We start from the raw sequence: 21,985 nt of genomic DNA, 5'->3' as shown, positions 1-21,985 counted from the left end.
GCATGATGAACATTCATCGCATTGGCTCAACAAACGTCAATCCATATCAACGGCAAGTCAATAAAACCGAACAGGTGGCGAAATTAACCGGCAAAAAAGATAAAGTCGAAATTTCCCAAGCGGCAAAAGAACTGCAAGAAGCGTCCAAGTTAGAAGCTGCTCGCCAAGAAAAAATCGAACAGCTGAAACAACAAGTGCAAACTGGTACGTATACCATTGACGCAAAAGCAGTCGCTGACAGCGTCTGGAACTACTATTTCAACAAATAATTGGGGAGAAAAAAGATGACGTTTACCGAATTAGTTTCTCTCTTAGAAAAACAGGTCAAACTGCACAAAAGCCTTTACCAACTGGCGTTAAAGAAAACAGAAGCGTTAAAGAAACAAGACATCGACACGCTAACGGCATTAATGAACGACGAGCAAAAACATATTTTCGCGATTCAACAGCTGGAAAATAACCGATTGCGCCTCCTGCAACACCACGGTCTTATGGAAGCGACGATGACCAGTTGCATCGAGCGTGCGGAAGAGCCTGAGCGTTCGCGACTTGCCGAATTATACGACGAACTGTCTTCCGTAATAGCCAGCATGAAACAAGCGAACGACGTCAACCGGCAGCTGACCGAACAATCGCTCCAATTCATTTATTTAACGCTCGATATGCTAATGCCGCAAACGCAGCCAATCACTTACAGCAAAAACACGTACGACGAGCCATTGGACCGCTCGATGTTCGAGTCAAAGGCATAAGGGGGAGTATCATGCTTTCTACATTTGGAGGATTAGAAACGGTACGGCGCGGCATGACCGCTCAACAACAAGCGCTCTATGTTACAGGCCATAACATCGCCAATGCGAACACGCCTGGCTATTCGCGCCAGCGCGTCAATTTCGTCCAGACGCCGCCGTATCCGTACCCGTCCCAAAACCGCCCAGCCATTCCGGGCCAAATCGGAACGGGGGTCGAAGGCGGAACGGTACAGCGGATGCGCGAAGAATTTTTAGACGTGCAATACCGCGGTGAAAATATGAAATACGGCTATTGGAACACGCGCTCCGATGCGCTAAAAAAAATGGAAGAAATTATGAACGAACCGTCGGACGAAGGGCTAGCGAAAACGCTTGACCGTTTTTGGCAGTCGCTGCAAGACTTAGCGGTCAACCCGTCGAACTCTGGTGCCCGCTCAGTCGTTCGCCAGCGCGGCATCGCGGTTACGGAGACGTTTCATTATTTGTCCTCTTCATTAAAATCGATTCAAAACGATCTAAAAAATGAAATAGATGTCACCGTCCAAGCGATTAACTCGCTAGCGACCCAATTGAACAACTTGAACCAACAAATCGGCGAAACGGAAGTGCACGGCTATTTGCCAAACGACTTGTATGATGAACGCAATCGATTGTTAGACGAGTTGTCGCAATATGTGAATATTAAAGTAACGCCTGTATCCAGCGGCGGCAGTGCACTAAAAATTGCCGAAGGGCGGTTTACGGTGGAGCTTGTCGATAAAACGAGCGGCGCTACCATCGGAACGCTCGTCGATGCGAAAAACGGTACTGTGCAAAAATTCGATGTCCAATACAAAGACAACGTAACAAAAGAAGGACCAGTCGTGTCGTTTTCGCTCGGCAATCAGACGGTAAACTCCTTCATGAATATAAAAGAAAACGGCAAAATCGGGGCGCTCCTTTATTCATACGGATATAGCGAAGATGGCGGCACGACGGTGAACGGATTGTATCCGGAGATGCTGAACAATTTAAATGAGATGGCAAAAGCGTTTGCCGAAAAATTTAACGAAGTGCATGAAAGCGGCTGGAGTGTCGCTGAAATCAACAGTAACACGAAATTGGCGAGCAATCCGTTTTTTACGTTTGATGTGAATGATCCAGCCGGAACGCTCGATTTGGCGCAAAATATTAAAGATTCATTGGACTATATTGCCGCATCCAAAACAGGCCAGCTTGGCGACGGAAGCAATGCGACAGCGCTTGCGGAAGTGAAAAACACGACGATGTCCATCGCTGGCAGTACGACGACGATTCAAAACTTTTACGAAAGCGTCATCGGACAAATGGCGGTCAATGCGCAAGAAGCAAAACGGCTTGCGGATAATAGCGATACTCTTCGCCAGTCGGTCGATGAACGCCGCATGTCGGTCAGCTCCGTATCGCTTGGTGAAGAAATGACGAACATGATTAAATTCCAGCACGCCTATAACGCGTCGGCCCGCATGATTACGATGATTGACCAAATGCTAGACAAGATTATTAATAATATGGGGATAGTTGGAAGGTAGGTGGAATAAATGCGCGTAACCCAACTTATGCTTACGAACAATTCGTTGCGTAATGTAAGTAAAAGCTACGATCGGCTCGGCGTATATCAAGAACAATTATCGACTGGAAAAAAAATTCAACGTCCATCCGATGATCCGGTTGTGGCGATGAAAGGAATGTATTACCGTACAAGTTTAACGGAAATCGAACAATACCAACGGAACTTGTCCGAAGTTTATACGTGGATGGACAACTCCGAATCGGCGCTTGACCATACGACACAAGTATTGCAGCGCGTACGGGAACTTGTCGTGCAAGGGAAAAACGGCACGTTGACGCCGGAAGACCAGCAGGCGATCGCCCGCGAAATTGAGCAGCTGAAAAGCGATCTCGTGCAAACGGCGAACACGAAAGTAGCCGGAAAATATATTTTCAACGGAACAAACATCGCACAAGCACCCGTAACGGAGCAAACATCACCGAACGCACCACTTGTGCAAAACAATACGGATGATTTTACGGTAGAAGTGTCGAAAGGCATTAAATTAAAGGCGAACATTAATCCGAACAACGTATTTAGCCAAGAGTTGTTTAATACGTTACAACAACTCGAAAACACATTTAAAGGTACGTCTTCAGGAAATTTGGACAATTTATTAAAAGATTTGGACGATCGTATGAATAGCGTCCTCGCCGAACGTGCCGAGCTTGGCGCGCGCGTCAACCGGCTCGAGCTTGTCGAGCAGCGTCTTTCCACGCAGCAAGTCATCGCCCAACAAATGATTTCCGACAACGAAGACGCCGATATCGAAAAAGTCATTACCGACTTAAAAACGCAAGAAAGCGTCCATCGTGCGGCACTGTCCGTCGGGGCGCGCATCATTCAGCCGACGCTCGTTGACTTTTTACGTTAGGTGATGGCGATGAGACTCGAAATGCAAGCAACGTTCCCGCAGCTGGCGATTTCGATTGAGCGGGCGCAAATGGAAATACGTCAGCCGCCCGCGGACGTTTCGATCGAGCAGCCGCCGGCGCAACTAGAGATGAAAACAACGCCGCCGCGCTTGACGATCGATCAAACGGAAGCGTGGGCGGATATGGATTTAAAACATATTTTTCGTCGCATCGCCGAAGCAGCGCAAGAAGGGTATGAAAATTGGCTATCCTATTTAGAAACCGTATCGGCACAAGGCGATGAATTGATGCGCATCGAACAAGGCGGCGATGTGCTTGCGGCGCAGGCGCAGGCGAACAGCGAACCACCACCGCTGGAAGTGAACATTGGGCTTGTACCGCGGCCGTTCAGCGTGAAAATCGGCTTTGAACCGGGGCGTCTTGAGCTGAATTGGCAAACGTACGGCGCGCGCATTCATATCGAGCCGCGCCCTGCGCAAATCGACTACAAACCGGGTGCTGTCCATTTCGATTTAGCGCGGCACAACTCGTTGCGCATTGATGTCGTCACATAATGAATTGAGGGGTAAGCGTATGAATATTGCTACAAAATATCATGGAGAGGTCGACATTCACGAAGCGGACATCATTCGTTTCGAACAAGGTGTCCCCGGCTTTTTCAACGAAAAGCAGTTCGTCTTATTGCCGCTTGATGACACGCCGTTTGTCATTTTGCAGTCTGTTCAGACGCCGGAGCTTGGGTTTGTGATGATTGAACCGTTTTCGTATTTTCCGACGTACGAAATCGAGCTGGATGACGCAACGTGCGCACAGCTGTCGCTGAAAGCGGAAAAAGACGTTGCCGTATACGTCATTTTAACCGTCGCGGAGCCATTTGACGACACGACAGCAAACTTGCAGGCGCCTGTTGTCATTAACGTGTGCGAACGAATCGGAAAACAAGTCATTTTACTAAACAGCCCATACAAAACGAAACATCGGCTTTTTCCAGAAAAAGTGGCGAAATAGGGGGCGAGAACATGCTTGTGTTGACACGCAAATTGAAACAAGCGATCCAAATTGGCGATGACATCGAGATTACCGTTCTCGCCATCCAAGGCGACCAGGTGAAGCTTGGCATCCATGCGCCAAAACATATTGACATTCATCGAAAAGAAGTATACCTCGCCATCCAAACAGAAAATAGCGCCGCTTCGCATGCCTCCGTTTCGTCGCTAAAACAGCTGACGGAGCAATTAATGCAACGGAAAGGAGGGGAGCAAGCATGAGTGTAAGCATCGGTGGCGTCCAAATTCCAGGCGTCATCGCGCGCATCGTCGAAGACAACAAACAAATCGCCGAACAAGCGCTAAACGAAATCATTAACAAACACAAAGACGACCCTGCGCGCATCGTCAAAGAAATCCAACAGCCATCTCCATTTTCACAGTTTCTTGACATTAAAATCTAATTTTTTTACAAAAAACTATTAAACTTTTAACCAACCAAACCGATAATAAACGTGAGAGCAAGAAAGAAGGGCGGCCGACTTCTCTCTTGCCAGACAAACCACAAGGACGTGGACAACCATTCAAGGAGGAATGAACAATGAGAATCAACCACAACATCGCGGCGTTGAATACGTACCGCCAATTAGCAACAAACAACGTTAATACTTCGAAATCTATGGAAAAACTTTCTTCGGGTCTTCGCATTAATCGAGCAGGTGATGATGCGGCTGGACTTTCTATCTCTGAAAAAATGCGTGGACAAATTCGTGGATTAGAACAGGCTTCTAGAAATGCACAAGATGGTATCTCTATGATTCAAACAGCTGAAGGTGCTTTGAATGAAGTACACTCTATTATACAGCGTATGAGAGAATTAGCTGTTCAGTCTGCCAATGATACTAACGTTGCAGCTGATAGAACAGCATTGAAGGCTGAATATGATCAACTAGCAACAGAGATTGGTAGAATTAAGGATAATACGCAATTCAATACTCAGAAGTTGTTAGACGGTAGTGCTGGGGCAACAGTAAAGATTCAAGTAGGGGCTAACTCAAATGAAGAAATGACGCTTGATTTTACAACAGCAGGAATTGATTTAACAGCTGTGCAAACGGCTTTAGCTGGATATGATATCTCAACTCAAGCTGGTGCAGCTAGTGCAATCGATAATATAGAAACTCAATTAAGAACTGTATCAAGTGGTCGTTCTACTTTAGGTGCATGGCAAAACCGACTTGAACACACTATCAACAACCTTAATAATGCTGCAGAAAACTTAACAGCCGCAGAATCTCGTATCCGCGACGTAGATTATGCTTTAGCCGCTTAAGCGGTGACAAGCACAGTCGTCCTAACTGGAAACGGTTAGGAGTATGACCGGGTGAATTGCTGGAAACCCCTGAGAGCCTTTGACGCCACAACGAAGCTGGAAACGGCAAGCGTGACGGCTTAAAAAGTCAAAGGATTGGGCAACCGAGCAGCCAAGCTCCTGTGACGAAAGTCTGGAGAAGGTTCAACGACTAGGACATACCACCTAAGGCAAGCGCTATGGTGATGAAGTCCGTAGGGTGAGTAGGATGCTCCATCGTCCTACATCATTCGAAGTGCCCGGCCCCTACCTAGCGAAAAGCTAGCGGGTGAAGAGATAGTCTAGTCATTTGCGAAAGCAAATGTTCGCACGATGGCGAAAGAAATGATGGAGTTTACGAAAAACAACATTCTTTCTCAAGCAGCACAAGCAATGTTGGCTCAATCCAATCAAATGCCACAAGGGGTATTGCAATTACTTCGGTAATTTGATTGGAAGGGCGTCTTAGCTGGAAACGGCTAAGAGGATGACTGGGTGAATTGCTGGGAAGCCCTAAAGCTTTCCTCGCCACAACGAAGCTGGAAACGGCAAGCGTGACGGCTTGAAAAAAGGAAAGATGCAACAATGGGTAATCAGCAGCCAAGCTCCTGTGAGGAAACTCTGGAGAAGGTTCAACGACTAGGGCAGACCACCTAAGGCGAAAAGCTATGGTGATGAAGTCCGTAGGGGGAACCCCCGAAGTGCCCAGCCCTTCGCTAGCCAAATGGCTAGAAAGGTGAAGAGATAGTCTACACAACGATCGAAAGACGTTGCGGCATGGCAAGCCAACCAACAACCACAAGGAGTATTACAATTACTCCGCTAATAAAACGAAAAGAGGCCTTAGGTTTTCTAAGGTCTCTTTTTATATATTATGGATAGCGCACAGGTGTACAACTTGACTTATCGTTAGACCTGTTATTTGCCTACAAGCATTGATTAGTTCCATATGTTTTTGGGTTAGTTCAATTTGATAAGGTTTGGCTGTTGTTTTGTTTATTTTTAATATCGGAAATTGTTCTGCAAAAAATTTTTTGTACGTATGTTCATCTAATAGCTCGTTATATAAATCAGGAAGTTGCTCTAATATTGCGTGAATATCTTTAGTAGGTCGAGTAACATGGAGCATGGTTGGTAAGTAAATAGTCGTTCTCTTTTTAGCAGCTTCTTTTAAATTGGAAGGAATAGTAATTTTACGTTTCATACTTTTATGTACATATGGTTTAACTAAACGGATAAAATAAAAAATTTGCGGTTTATCGTAAAGAATAAGCCTGTTTTGTTTGTCTAAAGAAAAGTTTAAATTGTATTTTTGACTTATCAATTGAATTAGTTGCTCGTTCTCAGTTTTTGTAAATCCATCTGTTGACAAAATGACTTTTTTCACTTGATTGTTTTCGATTTTTAAATGTCCATCATCTTGATACCACCATGCCAAGCAAATAGGTGTAAATGAATAAGCTAAAAGTTCAAACGGAATGGTTTTGCGATCATTCGGATACCAAAATGATTTTAGTTGAGCGACTATTTTTGATTTTAATGATTGAATATAGTATTGTTCCGTAAAACCGTTTTTAACGCGATTGTCCAAGACTTTTCGATATTTTGGTTTGGAAAGAGGGAGATGTTTGTTTAGTTGTTCATAGCAATAAAAACACCATTCTTGATCATGAGTAGAATGAGCGAAGCGAAATCGTGGATGGCGATTTTTTTCTATACTAATATTTGCATCCCCAAGTAATTTTCCATTAATCATACTTAATGCTTCTATCGAAAGTTGTTGGAGTGTCCTCATGTTTTTATTCACCTCGAAAAAGAACGTTTGTTCTTATTTTAGTGTATATGAATAGATTTAGCAATTGATCTTGCTTGAAGGAGAATAGGGAGCAATAATTTTTATGTACCTTTGCTCAGTCTAATCTGTCTTTTGTCAAGCAGTAGTCATCATGAAATCCTTGATATAACAGCATTTTGGGCATTTCCATTTGCCTAAAATGGTCTCCAAACTGTCGAACTCAGGCTTTATAAACAAAATTTTCTGAAAAGTGTTTACAAAATGAAAATGAAGCGATACCATTAGATTAAACTAATAGTAAAAACTAATAATAAGAGGTGGATAAAAATGGCGCAAGTTTTTTCGCCGAGAAGAGCAATTTATATCCCTGCATCTGGGGGACATCCAAAAAATACAGAATACCGTGTAGCTTGGGGATTCGAACAATGGGGCGAATCTCCTGTGGCAGTAACAAAAGTTCAAATGGTTTACAATGGTCGAGTTGCAGGGATGTTAAGTCCTTCGTATCCAGACGACACTCTTGATGAGAAGGCAGTTATCTTTGCGTTAAAGTTGTTAAAAGAAGGGTGGGGGACTAGTTCGAAAAAAAGTAAGGATGTGCTTGTATTAGCACAAGTTGACTCTATTGAGCAGTTAGAAGGCGAGATAGAAAAAATGCAAGATGCCATTTATAATATGCATCTAGAAATATATACACCACCATCGGGAGTCTCCCCTATCGTGAGCGTTGTGTTCAAAGAAAAATTTCTTGTTGAAAAGTCTTTGTACGCATTATTGTTTAAGGTAGATGTATCATAACATCTATCTTAGCAATGCCTTATACACTTTAAACTATAAAGGGAGTTGAATGCAAATGTCCGATAAGTACGATTTTTTGCGAGACGATGACATGGAAGAAAAGCAAATGAATTGGACAGAAGTACGAGAACACTGGCTTCAAGACATAAACGCGTTATATGAAAAAGTAAAAGAATGGTTACAAGAACCGTTGGCTGAGCAATTAGTTTTGATTGGTTGGACGGAACATACGATTTCAGAAGAAGGATTAGGGACATATAAAGCACCTGGGTTAAAGATTTTTGCGAAAATGAAACAAATTGAATTTATTCCTGTCGGCAGATTGATTATCGGTGCACAAGGAAGGATCGATATTTTTACAGATAAAGGAGATTTGATGTTGTTAAAGACTGAAAATGAAGGGGAGTGGATCCTAAAAGAAAAAAAACGAGGTGGATTGCATGAAAAATGGGATGAGAAATCATTCCTTGAGATGATGAGGTGGGCAGTCGCATGACAACGGCTTTATCCAAAGTGATGGATTGGTATGAAGCGACTGCAGAAATGCAATTTTTAGCTCAGAGGCAATTGTTACTAAGAGGATCGATATTAAGCCCGAATAGTAAATTTATTGATTTATCACACCAAGAAATTTTTGAGAAAATGAAGCAAATAAAAATGGAACTTGATGATTTAGCTATCGTTTCACTCGTTTCTGTTTTTGAATCGCTCGTGCTAGAATATGTTACGCAAATGATTTCTTTTTCAAAAGAGAATGAAACATTAACAGCTTTTGAAGAAAATTGGATTCGTTATGCGAAAAATCAAGTGGAGAGAGGCAGATTTACAGATATTCTTGATTTATTCAAAGGAACGATTGATTCACAGTTGGTTGGTAACGTAAAGAAGGCATATCAATATCGAAATTGGGTAGCCCATGGAAAAAAAGGTGCCAAAAAAGAAAGTATGGATCCATTAACGGTGTATGATATGTTAAGAGCTTTTTTAGAAAACATGTGGCTAATTTAAAGTCCTCATAACTCTCATAAGCAACAACCCATTATTTTGACGGGTTGTTTTTCTTTGTCCCCTTCAAACTTCCTCTTCTTCATCCGATATAAACAATAGGAGTGTATTATAAAGGAGCGAAAAATGATGACGATTGACCGTATTTTTTCTCAACCTTCTTTTTCGTTTGTAGATATAAACAATCAAAAGGCTACGGATGTACCTTTGACGCAAAAGACGGAGGATCAGCCAAAAACAGACGTGCCAAAAGAAGCGAAAGATGAGGCAAAAGAGTTGCCAAAAGAACAGTTAGAGCACATTATTAAAGGGATGAATGAGTTTTTACAACCGAGCCAGACGTCGATTAAGTTTGAATTGCACGATGAGTTAAAGGAATATTATGTGCAAATTGTCGACGAGCGGACGAAAGAAGTCATTCGCGAAATTCCGCCGAAAAAACTGTTAGATATGTACGCAGCGATGATGGAATTTGTTGGGCTGATTGTCGATAAGAAAATTTAAGGACGGTGAACAATCATGAGCACAATGCGTATTAGTGGTTTGGCGAGCGGCATGGATATTGACAAACTCGTCAGTGATTTAATGAAAGCCGAGCGGATGCCGCTTGATAAACTAAAACAAAAAAAGCAAATTTTAGAATGGCAGCGGGATGATTATCGCTCGATGAATACGTTGCTTCAAGATTTAGATAGCTATATTTTTAATAATTTAACATTACAAAGCAATATGTTAAAAAAGAAGACAACGAGTTCGGATGAGAGTGTTGTTACGGCGACAGCAAATACTTCGGCAGCCAATATTAGCACCAATTTAACGGTTACGCAAGTCGCCACCGCAGCAACTTGGGTCTCTGCAGCTGCTTCTAGTTATACACCAAGCGGTACAGATACGACATTGAAAATTAACGTGACAAACGGTGACGGCACGAGACCAACAAACCCTGTAACGATTACGATCGCAGCGAATTCGTCGTTAGATGCTGTTATCTCTCAATTAAACAGCAATAGCGACCTTGGCATTACGGTGTTCCGCGATACACAGACAGGGAAAATTTCAATTACAAAAAAAGATACAGGAGCCTCAGCAAGTCTAATGATGTGGGACGCAACGACTGCTTCGTTTTTCCAAAGCCTCGGATTTACAGGAGTTACAGGTGGTGCAGAATTGACAGGAAAAACAGCGGGAAAGAATGCGCAATTTACGATTAACGGTCTTGCGACATCGCGTTCAACAAATACGTTTACGATTAATAATGTCACTTATACGCTCAAAAAAGCAGGAACCGCTTCTGTCACTACGACAAACGATACAGATGCGACGTTTAATGCGATCAAAGGCTTCGTCGACAAATATAACGAAATTATTAGTAAAATTAATGCGAAAATATCAGAAGAACGCTACCGCGACTATCAGCCGCTGACGGATGAACAAAAACAGGCGATGTCGGAGAAACAAGTCGAGCTTTGGGAAGAAAAAGCGAAAAGCGGGCTTCTCCGCCGCGATTCGATTTTATCTAGCGGCTTAAGCCAAATGCGGCTTGACGTCTATAGCAAAGTCAGCGACCCATCGATTAATACAAACTATGATACCCTTTCGGAAATCGGCATTACGACGTCGAGCAACTATTTAGAAAACGGCAAACTCATTATTAATGAAACAAAGTTGCGTGCGGCGATTGAAAACGATCCGAATTCGGTGTATCAGCTATTTAACGCGAACGGCACGACGTTTGATACGAAAGGCATCGCCCGCCGTCTGCGGGACACGATTAAAGGCACGATCGGGAAGATTGAACAAAAAGCCGGAAAAACGGTTTGGACGAACCAGCAGTTTTCGATTGGTCGCGATTTGAATCAAATCAATAGCCAAATCGATGCATTCAACGACCGCCTCAAGCAAATCGAAGACCGCTACTATCGGCAGTTTACGGCGATGGAGGAAGCGATTAATAAAGCGAATTCGCAAAGTGCGTACTTAATGAACGCCTTTGGCGGCGGAACGAAATAGTCAACCACCCACCACTTAAAGCCTCTGGCTTTGGAAGTGGGGGGCTTGTAAAAAGCCCTAACATTGTTAATCGAAAGTAGGAAGGGCGATTCCTCCCCGACTTTCGTTTTCGCTTAGAAGTCGTGGTCTCCTCGCCCGATTATGATGAAAAGGAGTGTTGCCAATGGCTACAAATAATCCATATCAATCGTATCAAGCCAATGCGGTGCAGACGGCATCGCCGGGTGAGTTAACGCTTATGCTTTATAACGGTTGTTTGAAATTTATTAAGATGGCGCGCAAAGCGATGGAGGAAAACAATGTCGAGGAGCGCCATACGAATTTGTTAAAGGCGCAAAAAATTATTCAAGAGCTCATGGTGACGCTCAACATGGACTATGAAGTGGCGAAGTCGATGATGACGATGTACGACTATATCTATCGCCGGTTAGTGGAAGCCAATATTAAAAGCGATGCGGCGATTTTGGACGAAGTCGAAGGGTATGTGACGGAATTCCGTGATACGTGGAAACAAGTCATTCAAATCAATCGTCAGCGGCAATATGCGCAAGGTGGGCAAGCGTAGTGAGCGTCGTAGCGGAATTATGGGAAGTGACGAAAACGTTAGTAGCGCTGCTCGAAAAGCCGGTTGCTAAAGAAGCGCGCGAGGAAACGATTGCGGCGGTCGAGCAGTGGCTTGAGCGTCGCGAGGAGTTAATCGCCCAGCTATCGCCACCGTATAGCGAAGAAGAGCAGCGGCTTGGGCAAGAGATCGTTGCGCTCAATCGAACGATTGGACAAAAGCTTACACAACTTAAGCAACAAATCCAGCAAGACTTAAGAGCGTTAAAGCAAAAAAAGAAAGCGAACGAAAATTATACGAATCCGTACCAAGAAACGTTTTCAATGGACGGGATGTTTTATGATAAAAAAAGGTAGGTTATGAATATGGTGAATTTAACTCCTGAGCAATTGGCAGTCGTCCGCCAATATGCGGCGCTGCTTGACACGATGGAAGAAGGATTTGCTTATGTGGTGGAAAGTTTTCGAAATTATGAGCGGACACAAGGCGATGTCGTATTAGCGGATATTTTTACGGCGCTTGGACAAATTGATATGACGAACCAGCAGTCGTTTACCTCCTTCTTTGCGGAAGATTCAGCGATCATGGCGGAAATTGAACGATTTTCCGCTGTCACGGACGAAGCATGGAAGCTAGACGGCAAATTGAACGACCAAAATGTAAAACAGTACATTGTTGAAAAGCATTTAGCCCCTGCGTTCGAAGCATGGAAAACAAGCATCTTACACCACTTGCGTTCATACGTCGAACAATAAGGAGAAAGGGTGTCCCAAAAGTAACAGGACACCCTTTTTTATAACCGCATATACGCACCAAATATTGCGTAAAACTTTGGAGAAAGATCTTTTAAGACAGCCTCTTTTTGCTCCCTGTAAGCAATCAAACCGCCCTTATAATCGTCACGTTCATTTCTTTCCGCAAGTCGATTTCGTACGGGCTTTTGAGTTCTTCGCCGTATGGGTTTTGGATGATGCGGACGAGCGGCCGGAGCGGAAAATCAGGGAAAACTTTAGCGACGACGCCGATGTAGCCGGTGTTGAGTACAACAGTTGTCGCCACTGGGTAAATCGCGACATGGGAAAGAAAGAGCTTAATGAGTTCGTAATCGAATAAAATGTTTCCGGCAGCCGATAAATATTCTGCTGCTTCGTGCGGCGAATATTGTTTCCGATGATAACGCGCCGATGTCAGCGCATCAAACACGTCAGCAATCGCGACGATTTTCGCGTATTCGTGCATCTCCTGTCCCTTGATCGCGCGCGGGTAACCGCTTCCGTCGTACCGCTCATGATGCTGTAGCGCACAATGGGCGGAGGCGAGTGAAACGTTGCCTTGATTTCGTAACATCTCAAAGCCGAGCACGGTGTGCTGATGGAGAGCCGCTCGTTCCTCCGGCGTTAAAAATCCTTTTCTCTTCCAAAGCGCCTCCGGAATTTGCGTCATGCCGATATCGAATAAAAGGGCGCCGACCCCAAGCTCAAACAATTGTTCCATCCGATACCCTTTGGCGAGGCCGATGACGGCCGCGATCGTCGCAACGTTGACGGCATGATGGAAAAAATATCCGTTGGAAACAACTAAATCGGATAAATTGATCATCAAGTCTTGTTTATTTAACACATCTTCCAATATTTGTTTAAAAATCTTTTCGTATGCTTTTCCTAAATTAAACGACGAAACGCGATTCATCAATGATTTTTCATTAATGAGCGACGTCATCGTTTCATATACTTTTTTTACAGCCTGCTTCCGGATTGTGGAGTTGAGCATCGGCCATGCCGTGATATCAAACGTATACCGGTCATCGATGTAAAGATATTGAATCCCTTTTTGCCTTAACGCGTGAATATACGGATCTGTCAATTTGACGCCTTTTGACAATAAAATCGCACCGTTCGCGCCAAAAATGTCGACAGCTAGTATATCGCCGCTTTTCGCTTCCGAGATGTGTAACTTGCGCATGGTCAAACACTCCGTATATAGTAAAATTGAACTAGAATAAACGAATGATTGCCTAAGTAAATATTACCACATAAACACCTTTGTTTCACAAAATTTTCAAAAAAACATTCGACGTTTGAAGAAGGATTTTGTAGGGTATTGTAGAATTATATATATAACCTTTTATTAAAGGAGGCATACAGCGTATGAAGTACAACATTCGCGGTGAAAACATTGAGGTGACCCAAGCATTGCGGGAGTATGTCGAGAAAAAAATCGGCAAATTAGAACGCTATTTTGAATCAACGGAAGGAGTAACAGTACACGTTAATTTAAAAGTATATAACGATAAACAAGCTAAAATTGAAGTAACAATCCCGATGCCGCAATTAGTGTTGCGCGCCGAAGAACGCCATGATGATATGTATGCGGCGATCGATTTAGTGACGGATAAATTAGAACGCCAAATCCGGAAACATAAAACGAAAGTCAACCGGAAATGGCGAGATAAAGAGGCGAAACATGTGTTTGCGCCAAACGACGTTTCGGCTGCGTCGGTAGAAACGGAAGAAGAAGAATTCGAGCTCGTGCGGACGAAGCGATTCAGCTTAAAGCCGATGGACAGCGAAGAAGCGATTTTGCAAATGAATATGCTTGGCCATAATTTTTTCGTCTTTACAAACGCCGAAACGAACCGTACGAACATCGTCTACCGCCGCAAAGACGGTCGGTACGGCTTAATTGAAACGAACTAACGCACACACCCTCTGTCGCTTTTCGACAGAGGGTGTTATACTACTATTGGAAGGAGGTGAGGGAGGATGGAGGCCATTTTGCGCGAAATTTTAGCGAAAGTGACGAATATTGAAAGTAGTTTTTCGTCTTTTCAAGAAGAAGTGCGCGACCGGTTCACCCAGATTGACAAGCGATTTGAGCAAATGGATGCCCGGTTTGCGGAGATTGATAAGCGGTTTGCGGAGATTGATAAGCGGTTTGCGGAGATTGATAAGCGGTTTGCGGAGATTGATAAGCGGTTTGCTCAGATTGACGAACGGTTTGCTCAGATTGACGAACGGTTTGCTCAGATCGACGAACGGTTTGCTCACATGGAAACTCGATTAGGTGCGCTTGAACAAGAGATGAAAGAGACAAATAAGCGCATTAGCCGTCTTGAGGCGGATATGCGTGACGTCAAGGCGCGGCTTGAGCACGTAGAAACGCAATTAGGCGAGGTAAAAGAAACGGTGCAGCGCCTAGAAATTCAACTAGCCGATGATGTACATGCATTATTGCAAAGCATTTATAGAAAGATCGATGAAAAAGGATTTGAAATCTATGCTCTTAACAAACGTCTGTTGCGAGTTGAAGCAACGATCGAGCAACTGCAATCTCAAGTGTAAACAATTCCAGCGAGAACGCTGGCTTTTCTTTTTTCCACTTTATCCCCACTCCTTTCCGCGTCTTAGTTGTCACCTATTCCTGTAAATGATATCATGTAAATTAGTGATTCTATATGAAATAAGGAGCGTTCAGTATGCTTGGAGTATTAAAAAAGGTGTTTGATCCGAACAAGCGCCAAATCCACCGGTTAGAAAAAATGGCAGAGCAAGTCGATGCGCTCGGTCCGGAAATGGCGAAGCTTTCCGATGAAGCGTTGCGCCAAAAAACAGAGGAATTTAAAGCGCGCTACCAACAAGGGGAATCGCTTGACGATTTATTAGTCGAAGCGTTTGCGGTTGTGCGCGAAGGGGCGAAGCGCGTCCTTGGCTTGTATCCATATAAAGTGCAAATTATGGGCGGTGTCGTCTTGCATGAAGGCAATATCGCTGAGATGAAAACAGGGGAAGGGAAAACGCTAACGGCGACGATGCCGGTCTATTTAAATGCGCTTACGGGAAAAGGCGTGCACGTTGTAACGGTGAACGAATACCTCGCTAGCCGCGACGCAACGGAAATGGGCCGGTTGTACGAATTTTTAGGCTTAACCGTTGGGCTGAACTTAACGGGCATGTCGCGCGAAGAAAAACAAGCGGCGTACAATGCCGATATTACGTACGGAACGAACAACGAATTTGGCTTTGACTATTTGCGCGACAACATGGTGCTTTATAAAGAGCATATGGTGCAGCGGCCGCTTCATTTTGCCGTCATCGACGAAGTCGACTCGATTTTAATTGACGAAGCGCGCACGCCGCTTATCATCTCCGGAACGGCGCAAAAATCGACGAAATTGTACATTCAAGCGAATGCGTTCGTTCGCACGTTGAAAAAAGACGTCGACTATACGTACGATGAAAAAACGAAAAGCGTACAGCTAACGGAAGAAGGAATTACAAAAGCGGAGCGGGCGTTTGGCATCGACAACTTGTTCGATTTGAAACATGTGACGTTGAACCACCACATTAACCAAGCGTTAAAAGCGCATGTGACGATGCACCGCGACGTTGACTATGTGGTCGAAGACGGAAAAGTCGTGATCGTTGACCCGTTTACCGGCCGCTTGATGCGTGGCCGCCGCTACAGCGACGGCTTGCATCAAGCGATTGAAGCGAAAGAAGGACTCGAAATTCAAAACGAGTCGATGACGCTCGCGACGATTACGTTCCAAAACTACTTCCGCATGTACGAAAAACTAGCCGGAATGACCGGTACGGCGAAGACGGAAGAGGAAGAGTTTCGTAACATTTACAACATGCAAGTTGTCGTTATTCCGACAAACCGGCCGGTTATTCGTGAAGACCGTCCAGACTTAATTTATAAAACGATGGAAGGAAAGTTCCGCGCCGTCGTGGAAGATATCGCGGAACGCCATGCGAAAGGGCAGCCGGTGCTCGTCGGGACGGTGGCGATTGAAACGTCTGAACTAATTTCCAACATGTTAAAGAAACGCGGCATTCCGCATAACGTATTAAACGCGAAAAACCATGCGAAAGAAGCGGAAATTATCGCGCAGGCAGGTCAAAAAGGCGCGGTGACGATTGCGACGAACATGGCCGGTCGCGGAACGGATATTAAACTAGGCGAAGGCGTGAAAGAATTGGGCGGGCTGGCCGTTATCGGCACGGAACGGCACGAAAGCCGCCGCATTGATAACCAATTGCGCGGCCGTTCTGGACGCCAAGGCGACCCAGGGGTGTCCCAGTTTTATTTATCGTTAGAAGACGAGCTTATGCGCCGCTTCGGTTCGGAAAACTTAATGGCGATGATGGACCGGTTAGGCATGGACGATTCGCAGCCGATTCAAAGCAAAATGGTGACAAAAGCGGTCGAATCGGCACAAAAACGGGTCGAAGGCAACAACTTCGATGCGCGTAAGCAGTTGTTGCAATATGACGACGTTTTGCGTGAGCAGCGCGAAATTATTTACCGCCAACGCTTTGAAGTGCTAGATTCAGAAAACTTGCGCGACATTGTCGAAAAAATGATTCAATCGGTCATTGAACGGGTCGTGAACGCGCATACGCCGAGTGAAGAAATGCCGGAAGATTGGGATTTAAAAGGAATTATCGACTATGTCAACGCGAACCTTTTACCGGAAGGCGATGTCACGGTCAATGACTTGCGCGGCAAAGAGCCGGAAGAAATGATCGAACTCATTTGGCAAAAAGTAAAAATGCGCTATGACGAAAAAGAGCAGCAAATTGCGCCAGAGCAAATGCGCGAATTTGAGCGCGTCATCGTGCTTCGCGCCGTCGATATGAAATGGATGGACCACATTGACGCGATGGAGCAACTGCGCCAAGGTATTCACTTGCGAGCGTACGGTCAAGTCGACCCACTTCGTGAATATCAAATGGAAGGGTATGCGATGTTTGAAGCGATGATCGCTTCCATCGAAGAGGAAGTAGCGAAATACATTATGAAAGCAGAAATTCACAGCAACCTTGAACGGCAAGAAGTCGCCAAAGGCGAGGTGGTTCATCCGAAAGAGGATGAAGGGGAAGTGAAGAAAAAGCCGGTGCGCAAAGCGATGGATATCGGACGAAACGACCCGTGCATTTGCGGTAGCGGCAAAAAGTATAAAAACTGTTGCGGACGATAAGTGAGGGATTTTCCCTCGCTTTCGTTATGTTGCGTTCGTCGTAACGTTTGAATACAATAATGCTTGAGGTGAAGGTCATGATTGATTTAGTAGAAGTGAAGCAAGAACTAGAAAAAATGGCTAAGCGATTAGCGGATATTAGGGGGTCTCTTTGACCTCGATGCGAAAGAGGCGCGCATTCAAGCGTTAGAAGAGCAGATGGCCGCACCAAGCTTTTGGGATGACCAAAAAGCGGCGCAAGCTGTCATTAGCGAAGCGAATGCGCTCAAAGACTTAGTAGGCGAGTTTCGCGCGCTTGAAGAGCGGTTTGAAAACTTAGAAGTCACTTATGAACTTGTCAAAGAAGAGCCGGATGAAGACTTGCAGCAGGAGCTTGTTGTGGAGGCAAAAAAGCTAGCGAAAGATTTTAGCGAATTTGAGCTTCAGCTGTTATTAAACGAGCCGTACGATAAAAACAATGCGATTTTAGAGCTGCATCCGGGAGCAGGCGGCACGGAATCGCAAGACTGGGGCTCGATGCTTTTACGCATGTATACAAGATGGGCGGAGAAAAAAGGGTTTAAAGTCGAAACGCTCGATTATTTGCCGGGCGAGGAAGCAGGCATTAAAAGTGTGACGCTTTTAATTAAAGGACATAACGCTTACGGCTATTTAAAGGCGGAAAAAGGAGTGCACCGGCTTGTGCGCATTTCGCCGTTCGATGCGTCGGGACGCCGTCATACGTCGTTCGTTTCGTGCGAAGTGATGCCAGAGTTTGACGATGATATTGAAGTGGAAATTCGTCCGGACGAAATTAAAGTTGATACGTACCGTTCAAGTGGAGCGGGCGGCCAACACGTCAATACGACCGACTCGGCTGTTCGCATTACCCATCTTCCAACCGGCATTGTCGTGACGTGCCAATCGGAGCGGTCGCAAATTAAAAACCGCGAAAAAGCGATGAATATGTTAAAAGCGAAGCTCTATCAGAAAAAAATAGAAGAGCAGCAAGCCGAACTTGCGGAAATTCGCGGCGAGCAAAAAGAAATCGGTTGGGGCAACCAAATTCGCTCGTACGTCTTCCATCCGTATTCGCTCGTCAAAGACCATCGCACGAACACGGAAGTCGGCAACGTCCAAGCGGTCATGGACGGCGAAATTGATGTGTTTATTGACGCCTATTTGCGCTCCAAATTAAAGTAAAGGGTGATCGTTTGATCGCCTTTTTCTTTTTTACTTTATTATAGTAAACCGTTATTGCGTTAATCGGATGGCATTTACTTGAAAAAAAGGGCATGCTATACTCACAAAGGAAGGTGGGGAAAGCATGGGAAAAAAGAGAGACAAAACGTTGCATCCAACAATTGAAACGATCATCGAATACGTATACATATTGATCGGTTCGGCGATTGTCGCGGTGGCCTTCAACCTATTTTTATTGCCTAACCGTGTCGCTTCCGGTGGGGTTAGCGGCCTTAGTACGATTTTGCACGCGACGCTTGGCTGGCAGCCGGCGTATGTGCAGTGGGCGTTTAACATTCCGTTGTTTATCGCGGGGGTCGTATTGCTCGGCCGGCAGTTTGGGGTAAAAACGCTCGTGGGAACGATCTTTTTACCGTTTGTCGTCTATTTGACAAAAGATGTCGAACCGGCGACGCACGATCCGTTACTCGGCTCGCTTTTTGGCGGCATTGGTGTCGGCATCGGCTTAGGCATCGTGTTTCGCGGCAAAGCCTCCACAGGAGGGACGGATTTGGCCGCGCAAATCATTCATAAATATATTGGGCTATCGCTTGGCACGTGCGTCATTCTCATCGACGGCTTCATCGTGCTCACCGCTGCGATCGTGTTTGATATTGAACGGGCGCTGTATGCGCTAATCGGTTTATTTGTGACGAGCAAAACGATTGATTTCGTCCAAGTCGGTTTCGGCTATTCAAAAATGGCGATGATTATTACGACGAAAGAAGAAGAAGTACGAGCAGCGATCTTGCATAAAATTAACCGCGGGGTGACGAAGCTGTCCGGCTTCGGCGGCTATACAGAACATGAGCGCCCGGTGCTGATGTGTGTCGTTGAGCAAACAGAGTTCACGAAATTGAAACAATTAGTGAAAAGCATTGATCCATCAGCGTTTGTCGTCGTTATGGACGCCGCGGAAGTGCTTGGCGAAGGATTTAAACGTGCGTAAAAAATGCAAAAATCGGTTATAATAGAAGCGTATGCAATTTTTTCGCAGGGGGGAGTTCATTCATGAAGGGAAAACTAGTTGGCCTATTCGTAGGCGCGTCACTTGTACTAGCTGCATGTAGTGGGGGGAATAGTGCGAGCGACAATAAAGACAACGGCGGAAGCTCAACTGCATCCGCAGCAGAGCAAATTTTCCAACAAAGCTGCGCCAGCTGCCACGGTCAAAACTTAGAAGGAAAAGTAGGACCGAACCTCCAAAAAGTCGGCAGCAAATACTCGAAGGACGAAATTAAACAAATTATTGAAAAAGGGCGCGGCGGCATGCCAGCTGGCGTCATTCAAGGCGATGACGTCGACAAAGTCGCGGAATGGCTAGCGTCCAAAAAATAAGCCACAAGCAATCCAGTGCCAACAGGTGCTGGATTGTTTTTATTTTGAAATATAAATGTAAACGAAAAATAAATCGAACCATGTTATAATAGGTCTTGTGGAATTTTGTATAAATAGCGCGAGGCAGCACGAAAAATGACAACTACAAAATAAGGTGATTAAAATGATCGAAATGAAAGATGTATATAAAACGTATCCGAACGGCGTCATTGCACTGAACGGCATTAGCGTCCGCATTAAGCAAGGAGAATTTGTGTACGTCGTCGGTCCGAGCGGTGCTGGGAAATCGACGTTTATTAAAATGATGTACCGCGAAGAAAAGCCAACGAGCGGCTCGATTATGATCAACGGGGTCAATCTTGCGAAAATGAAGGACAGCCGGGTGCCGCTTTTACGCCGTCATATTGGGGTAGTATTCCAAGACTTTAAATTGCTTCCTAAGCTAACGGTATATGAAAATGTAGCGTTTGCTTTGGAAGTAATTGAAGAATCGCCGAAAGTCATTAAAAAGAAAGTAATGGAAGTGCTCGATTTAGTTGGCTTAAAACATAAAGCCCGCTTTTATCCGAACGAGCTTTCCGGCGGCGAGCAGCAGCGCGTATCGATTGCCCGCTCGATTGTCAATTCGCCAAAAATCGTCATCGCCGACGAGCCGACAGGAAACTTAGACCCGGAAAACTCGTGGGGCATTATGGAACTGTTTGAAACGATTAACGATCGCGGCACGACGATTGTGATGGCGACGCATAACCGCGAAATTGTCAACACAATCAAAAAGCGCGTCATTGCGATTGAAAACGGAAAAATCGTCCGTGATGAGGCAAGGGGGGAATACGGCTATGAGAATTAATACCCTCCGCCGCCACATGCGGGAAAGCATCAAAAGCCTTGGCCGCAACGGCTGGATGACGTTTGCCTCCATTAGCGCCGTGACGGTGACGCTGTTGCTTGTCGGCGTGTTTCTCGTCATTATGATGAATATGAATCATTTTGCGAATAAAATCGAAAGCGATGTCGAAATTCGCGTCTATATTGACGTGACGGCAACTGATAAAGATAAGCAAGCGCTGAAAGCGCAAATCGAAGCCATTCCGGAAGTCAAAGATGTGGAATATTCATCGAAAGAGCAAGAGCTGCAAAACTTAATTAAAAGCTTTGGCGAAGAAGGAGCGTCTTTCCGCCTCTTTGAACAAGATAACCCGTTAAGCGATGTGTACGTCGTCAAAGCAGCGAAACCGACAGATACAGGCAAAGTGGCGAAAAAAATTGAAACGTTTAAGTTTGCCCATAAAGTGAAATACGGGCAAGGACAAGTAGAGAAGCTATTTAAAACGTTGCGCGTCGCACGAAATGTCGGGATTGGCTTAATTGTCGGTCTGTTGTTTACGGCGATGTTTTTAATCTCGAACACAATTAAAATTACGATTTTTGCGCGTCGGCGTGAAATTGAGATTATGAGATTAGTAGGAGCAACGAATGGGTTTATTCGCTGGCCGTTTTTCCTTGAAGGATTATGGCTTGGCATTATCGGTGCGATTGTGCCGATTGTGTTGATTTCGTTCGTGTACTATAACATGTACGAATTTTTAAAGCCAAAGGTAACTGTTCCGTTTTTGCAGCTTCTTCCGTTTGATCCGTTTATGTGGAAGATTAGCGCAGTTTTATTAGTGCTCGGTGCGTGCATCGGCGTATGGGGAAGCATGATGTCGGTTCGGAAATTTTTAAAAGTTTAGTAGAGG

At 44.8% G+C, this 21,985-nt stretch carries 27 protein-coding genes and 1 pseudogene; 26 read left to right on the top strand and 2 right to left on the bottom strand.

Features of this window, described 5'->3' with window-relative positions; genetic code table 11:
* Nucleotides 1-5 precede the first annotated feature (5 nt).
* From flgM to M4I42_RS02320, 10 genes and pseudogenes are all read left to right on the top strand, one after another.
* Nucleotides 6-269, top strand: coding sequence for a flagellar biosynthesis anti-sigma factor FlgM (flgM, locus tag M4I42_RS02365; RefSeq protein ID WP_268850646.1), 264 nt, complete (start codon nt 6-8; stop codon nt 267-269).
* A gap of 15 nt (nt 270-284) precedes the next feature.
* Nucleotides 285-752, top strand: a complete 468-nt coding sequence (locus M4I42_RS02360) for a flagellar protein FlgN (protein WP_268850637.1) — start codon at nt 285-287, stop codon at nt 750-752.
* Between the two features lie 11 nt (nt 753-763).
* Nucleotides 764-2,302, top strand: a complete 1,539-nt coding sequence (gene flgK, locus M4I42_RS02355) for a flagellar hook-associated protein FlgK (protein ID WP_268850636.1) — start codon at nt 764-766, stop codon at nt 2,300-2,302.
* 9 nt (nt 2,303-2,311) lie between these two features.
* Nucleotides 2,312-3,196 carry a flagellar hook-associated protein FlgL gene (gene flgL, locus M4I42_RS02350; protein ID WP_268850635.1) on the top strand — a complete coding sequence of 295 codons (885 nt, stop codon included), beginning with the start codon at nt 2,312-2,314 and terminating at the stop codon, nt 3,194-3,196.
* Between the two features lie 9 nt (nt 3,197-3,205).
* The gene (locus tag M4I42_RS02345) at nt 3,206-3,751 is read left to right on the top strand and encodes a DUF6470 family protein (protein ID WP_442864063.1); all 546 of its coding nucleotides are present in this window, start codon (nt 3,206-3,208) and stop codon (nt 3,749-3,751) included.
* A 19-nt stretch (nt 3,752-3,770) separates the two neighbouring features.
* Nucleotides 3,771-4,205 carry a flagellar assembly protein FliW gene (fliW, locus tag M4I42_RS02340; protein WP_268850633.1) on the top strand — a complete coding sequence of 145 codons (435 nt, stop codon included), beginning with the start codon at nt 3,771-3,773 and terminating at the stop codon, nt 4,203-4,205.
* A gap of 11 nt (nt 4,206-4,216) precedes the next feature.
* A complete protein-coding gene (csrA, locus tag M4I42_RS02335) occupies nt 4,217-4,465 on the top strand; it encodes a carbon storage regulator CsrA (protein ID WP_268850632.1) in 249 nt (82 codons plus the stop codon).
* Nucleotides 4,462-4,647: a hypothetical protein gene (locus M4I42_RS02330; RefSeq protein ID WP_183184084.1), complete on the top strand. Its 186-nt coding sequence runs from the start codon at nt 4,462-4,464 to the stop codon at nt 4,645-4,647. Before csrA ends, M4I42_RS02330 begins: the two co-directional genes overlap by 4 nt.
* 137 nt (nt 4,648-4,784) lie before the next feature.
* Nucleotides 4,785-5,516: a flagellin N-terminal helical domain-containing protein gene (locus M4I42_RS02325; protein ID WP_268850631.1), complete on the top strand. Its 732-nt coding sequence runs from the start codon at nt 4,785-4,787 to the stop codon at nt 5,514-5,516.
* A 351-nt stretch (nt 5,517-5,867) separates the two neighbouring features.
* Nucleotides 5,868-5,981, top strand: a pseudogene (locus M4I42_RS02320) (flagellin); the annotation flags it as partial.
* Between the two features lie 418 nt (nt 5,982-6,399).
* Here the strand turns inward: M4I42_RS02320 and M4I42_RS02315 are convergent.
* Complete coding sequence (locus M4I42_RS02315) at nt 6,400-7,329, bottom strand: endonuclease (RefSeq protein WP_268850630.1); 930 nt, start codon at nt 7,327-7,329, stop codon at nt 6,400-6,402.
* Between the two features lie 327 nt (nt 7,330-7,656).
* Between M4I42_RS02315 and M4I42_RS02310 the strand changes: the two genes are divergently transcribed.
* The 8 genes from M4I42_RS02310 (at nt 7,657) to M4I42_RS02275 (ending at nt 12,459) form a co-directional block, all read left to right on the top strand.
* The gene (locus tag M4I42_RS02310; protein ID WP_268850629.1) at nt 7,657-8,127 is read left to right on the top strand and encodes a hypothetical protein; all 471 of its coding nucleotides are present in this window, start codon (nt 7,657-7,659) and stop codon (nt 8,125-8,127) included.
* Between the two features lie 91 nt (nt 8,128-8,218).
* Nucleotides 8,219-8,623, top strand: a complete 405-nt coding sequence (locus tag M4I42_RS02305; RefSeq protein WP_268850628.1) for a hypothetical protein — start codon at nt 8,219-8,221, stop codon at nt 8,621-8,623.
* Complete coding sequence (locus M4I42_RS02300) at nt 8,620-9,135, top strand: hypothetical protein (RefSeq protein ID WP_268850627.1); 516 nt, start codon at nt 8,620-8,622, stop codon at nt 9,133-9,135. Before M4I42_RS02305 ends, M4I42_RS02300 begins: the two co-directional genes overlap by 4 nt.
* 126 nt (nt 9,136-9,261) lie before the next feature.
* Nucleotides 9,262-9,636, top strand: coding sequence for a flagellar protein FlaG (flaG, locus tag M4I42_RS02295; RefSeq protein WP_268850626.1), 375 nt, complete (start codon nt 9,262-9,264; stop codon nt 9,634-9,636).
* A 12-nt stretch (nt 9,637-9,648) separates the two neighbouring features.
* Nucleotides 9,649-11,142, top strand: coding sequence for a flagellar hook-associated protein 2 (locus tag M4I42_RS02290; RefSeq protein WP_268850645.1), 1,494 nt, complete (start codon nt 9,649-9,651; stop codon nt 11,140-11,142).
* 163 nt (nt 11,143-11,305) lie between these two features.
* The gene (fliS, locus tag M4I42_RS02285) at nt 11,306-11,707 is read left to right on the top strand and encodes a flagellar export chaperone FliS (protein ID WP_268850625.1); all 402 of its coding nucleotides are present in this window, start codon (nt 11,306-11,308) and stop codon (nt 11,705-11,707) included.
* Nucleotides 11,707-12,060 (top strand): flagellar protein FliT, encoded by a 354-nt coding sequence (locus tag M4I42_RS02280; protein ID WP_268850624.1) that lies wholly within the window; start codon nt 11,707-11,709, stop codon nt 12,058-12,060. Before fliS ends, M4I42_RS02280 begins: the two co-directional genes overlap by 1 nt.
* Before the next feature lie 9 nt (nt 12,061-12,069).
* Nucleotides 12,070-12,459, top strand: a complete 390-nt coding sequence (locus tag M4I42_RS02275) for a hypothetical protein (protein ID WP_268850623.1) — start codon at nt 12,070-12,072, stop codon at nt 12,457-12,459.
* 124 nt (nt 12,460-12,583) lie between these two features.
* Here M4I42_RS02275 and M4I42_RS02270 read toward each other — a convergent pair whose 3' ends face one another.
* Nucleotides 12,584-13,666 carry an HD-GYP domain-containing protein gene (locus M4I42_RS02270; protein WP_268850622.1) on the bottom strand — a complete coding sequence of 361 codons (1,083 nt, stop codon included), beginning with the start codon at nt 13,664-13,666 and terminating at the stop codon, nt 12,584-12,586.
* Nucleotides 13,667-13,851: 185 nt separating this feature from the next.
* On the opposite strand from M4I42_RS02270, the gene hpf reads away from it, so the two are divergent.
* The 8 genes from hpf (at nt 13,852) to ftsX (ending at nt 21,979) form a co-directional block, all read left to right on the top strand.
* Nucleotides 13,852-14,400, top strand: coding sequence for a ribosome hibernation-promoting factor, HPF/YfiA family (gene hpf / locus M4I42_RS02265; protein ID WP_268850621.1), 549 nt, complete (start codon nt 13,852-13,854; stop codon nt 14,398-14,400).
* 66 nt (nt 14,401-14,466) lie between these two features.
* Entirely contained in the window at nt 14,467-15,045 is a 579-nt protein-coding gene (locus M4I42_RS02260) for a hypothetical protein (RefSeq protein ID WP_268850620.1), read from the top strand.
* Between the two features lie 134 nt (nt 15,046-15,179).
* A complete protein-coding gene (secA, locus tag M4I42_RS02255) occupies nt 15,180-17,687 on the top strand; it encodes a preprotein translocase subunit SecA (protein ID WP_268850619.1) in 2,508 nt (835 codons plus the stop codon).
* Nucleotides 17,688-17,764: 77 nt separating this feature from the next.
* Nucleotides 17,765-18,869, top strand: a protein-coding gene (gene prfB, locus M4I42_RS02250; protein ID WP_442864062.1) for a peptide chain release factor 2 whose coding sequence is annotated in 2 segments (ribosomal slippage) — nt 17,765-17,839 and nt 17,841-18,869 — 1,104 coding nt in all. Because the reading frame shifts where the segments join, the coding sequence is not laid out codon by codon here.
* Nucleotides 18,870-18,993: 124 nt separating this feature from the next.
* On the top strand, nt 18,994-19,857 hold the full coding sequence (locus M4I42_RS02245; RefSeq protein WP_268850618.1) for a YitT family protein: 864 nt from the start codon (nt 18,994-18,996) through the stop codon (nt 19,855-19,857).
* 62 nt (nt 19,858-19,919) lie between these two features.
* Nucleotides 19,920-20,246 carry a cytochrome c551 gene (gene cccB, locus M4I42_RS02240; protein ID WP_268850617.1) on the top strand — a complete coding sequence of 109 codons (327 nt, stop codon included), beginning with the start codon at nt 19,920-19,922 and terminating at the stop codon, nt 20,244-20,246.
* 163 nt (nt 20,247-20,409) lie between these two features.
* On the top strand, nt 20,410-21,096 hold the full coding sequence (ftsE, locus tag M4I42_RS02235; protein ID WP_268850616.1) for a cell division ATP-binding protein FtsE: 687 nt from the start codon (nt 20,410-20,412) through the stop codon (nt 21,094-21,096).
* Nucleotides 21,086-21,979, top strand: coding sequence for a permease-like cell division protein FtsX (ftsX, locus tag M4I42_RS02230; RefSeq protein ID WP_268850615.1), 894 nt, complete (start codon nt 21,086-21,088; stop codon nt 21,977-21,979). Before ftsE ends, ftsX begins: the two co-directional genes overlap by 11 nt.
* Nucleotides 21,980-21,985: the final 6 nt, after the last annotated feature.

The sequence above is a fragment of the Anoxybacillus sp. J5B_2022 genome, from assembly GCF_026847645.1.
Classification (GTDB): domain Bacteria; phylum Bacillota; class Bacilli; order Bacillales; family Anoxybacillaceae; genus Anoxybacteroides.
This window is presented reverse-complemented; position numbering and strand designations above follow the sequence as displayed.